The 2,545-nt window shown below is 66.3% G+C and carries 3 protein-coding genes; all 3 read right to left on the bottom strand.

Annotated elements, in window-relative coordinates; all coding sequences use genetic code 11:
* Positions 1-470 (bottom strand): ABC transporter ATP-binding protein (locus AC1D2K_RS33305; protein WP_478094533.1); only part of this gene is annotated, 470 nt, incomplete at its 3' end.
* 16 nt (positions 471-486) lie between these two features.
* Positions 487-1,668, bottom strand: a complete 1,182-nt coding sequence (locus tag AC1D2K_RS33300) for a branched-chain amino acid ABC transporter permease (RefSeq protein WP_478094531.1) — start codon at positions 1,666-1,668, stop codon at positions 487-489.
* A gap of 10 nt (positions 1,669-1,678) precedes the next feature.
* Positions 1,679-2,545, bottom strand: an 867-nt coding sequence (locus tag AC1D2K_RS33295) for a branched-chain amino acid ABC transporter permease (protein WP_478094529.1), incomplete at its 5' end; no start/stop codon positions are given.

The following is a 2,545-nucleotide window of genomic DNA, read 5'->3' as shown; positions in this document are numbered from 1 at the left end:
CCGTACGACAGCGTGCGGGCCTTGTAGTCGGCGAACTTGCCGATGCCGACGTATTCGAGCAGCTCGTGCGCGCGCTCGGCGATCGCGGCCTCCTCGGCCTTGAACCCGGGGGGGCGGAAGATCGCGCCGAAGACGCCCGAGTGCGTGCGCACGTGCCGGCCGACCATCACGTTCTCGAGCGCAGTCATTTCGGCGAAGAGGCGGATGTTCTGGAAGGTGCGTGCGATGCCGGCCTTGGCGACTTCGTGGACCGCGGTTGGCTGATAGGGCTTGCCGGCCAGTTCGAAGCTGCCGCTGTCGGGCGAATAGAGCCCGGTGATGACGTTGAAGAAGGTGGTCTTGCCGGCGCCGTTGGGGCCGATCAGCCCGTAGACCTGGCCACGCAGGATCTTGATGCCGACGTCGGAGAGGGCCTGCAGGCCGCCGAAGCGCTTGGAAATGCCGCGGACGTCGAGGATGGTTTCAGTCATGTTTTGCGCCCCTGACTCACGGATTGATCGACATCGGGCGCGAGGCGGCGCCGGGCACTTCATCGGCCGGTGTCTCGATCCCCGGCGCTGCCGCCGGCATGCCCGAGGCCGGCTGCACGCCCCTGCGTGCCAGCGACTTGCCATGCTCCGGCGACGGCCAGAGGCCGCGCGGACGGACCAGCATGATGATGATCATCGCCAGCGCAATGAAGAGCTGGCGCAGGATCGAGGCGTCGAGCCGGCCGCCGGTCATCGCCTGCAGCGGGGCGGCGACATAGCGCAACACCTCGGGCAGCGCGGACAGCAGGATCGCCCCCAGGATCACGCCCGGCAGGTGACCGATGCCGCCCAGCACCACCATCGAGACGATCATCACCGACTCCATCAGGCTGAAGGACTCGGGCGACACGAAGCCCTGGAACGACGCGAACATCGCGCCGGACACGCCGCCGAAGCTGGCGCCCATGGCGAAGGCCAGCAGCTTCATGTTGCGGGTGTTGATGCCCATCGCCTTGGCGGCGATCTCGTCCTCGCGGATCGCCATCCAGGCCCGGCCGATGCGCGAGAGCTGCAGCCGGTGCGAAATGACGATGGTGAAGATCACGAACATCAGGAACAGGTAGTAGTACAGCGTGACCGACGAGATCGTGAAGCCGTCGAACTTGAGCGCCTTGCCCAGGTTGAGGCCCCAGAAGTGCACCGGATCGATCGCCGTGATGCCCTTGGGACCGTTGGTGATGTTGACCGGATGGTCCAGGTTGTTCAGGAACACGCGGATGATCTCGCCGAAGCCGAGCGTCACGATCGCCAGGTAGTCGCCGCGCAGCTTGAGCGTGGGCGCGCCCAGCAACGCGCCGAACAGGCCGGCCACGAGCAGCGCCAGCGGCACCACCACCACCAGCGACACGTGCAGCCCGTTCGGGAACATCGCCTTGATGGCCGGGAAGGTGTCGGTCAGGTGCGGCGATCCCAGCAGCGCGAACAGGTAGGCGCCGATGGCGAAGAAGGCCACGTAACCCAGGTCGAGCAGGCCGGCATAGCCCACCACGATGTTGAGGCCGAGCGCCAGCATCACGTACAAGAGCGCGATGTCGGCGATCCGCACCCAGGCGTTGCCCTGGGTCTGCAGCAGCAGCGGCAGCGCGAGCACCAGCACCGCGCCGACCACGTACAGAATGAGGTTCTTGCTGTTTTTCATGGCGTCCTCCTCAGGCCCGGTCCGCCACGCGCTCGCCGAGCAGGCCGGAGGGCCGCAGCGTGAGCATGACGATCAGCACGATGAACGCGAAGATGTCGCTGTAGTGGCTGCCCAGCACATCGCCGGTGAGCGCGCCGATGTAGCCCGAGCCGATGGCCTCGATCAGGCCCAGCAGGATGCCGCCGACCACCGCCCCGGCGAGGTTGCCGATGCCGCCGAACACCGCCGCCGTGAAGGCCTTGAGGCCCGGAATGAAGCCCATCGCATGCTGCGCGATGCCGTAGTTGGAGGCATACATCACGCCGGCCACCGCCGCCAGCACGGCGCCGATGATGAACGTGGCCGAAATCACCATGTCAGGGCGGATGCCCATCAGGGCGGCGACCCGCGGGTTCTCGGCGGTGGCGCGCATCGCGCGGCCCAGCTTGGTGTAGTTGACCAGCCAGGTGAGGATCGCGAGGCARAYSGCSGTMACGCTGAGGATCATSACCTGSGTCGGCGARATCACSGCGCCGCCSAWRTGGATCGGKGTKGTCGAMAGCAGGTTSGGRTAGGCCTTGTTGGTCGGCTTCCAGATGATCATCGCSAGCGTCTGCAGCAGGATCGACAYGCCGATCGCSGTRATSAGCGGYGCCAGCTTGGGGCTGTTGCGCAGCGGCCGGTAGGCCACCTTCTCGATCACGAAGTTGAGCGTGGCGGCGACCACGCAGGCGATCAGCAGGGCGATCAGCAGAATCAGCCAGCCCGGCGTGCCGGGCATCGACTCCTGCATGAGCCCGATGATGCTCCAGCTGGTCAGTGCCCCGACCATCAGCACTTCCCCGTGCGCGAAATTGATGAGATTGATGATGCCGTACACCATGGTGTAGCCCAAGGC

Source organism: Variovorax sp. P1_H12_2 (assembly GCF_056405335.1).
The sequence above is the reverse complement of the archived record's forward strand: the minus strand, read 5'-3'. Positions and strand labels throughout refer to the sequence as shown.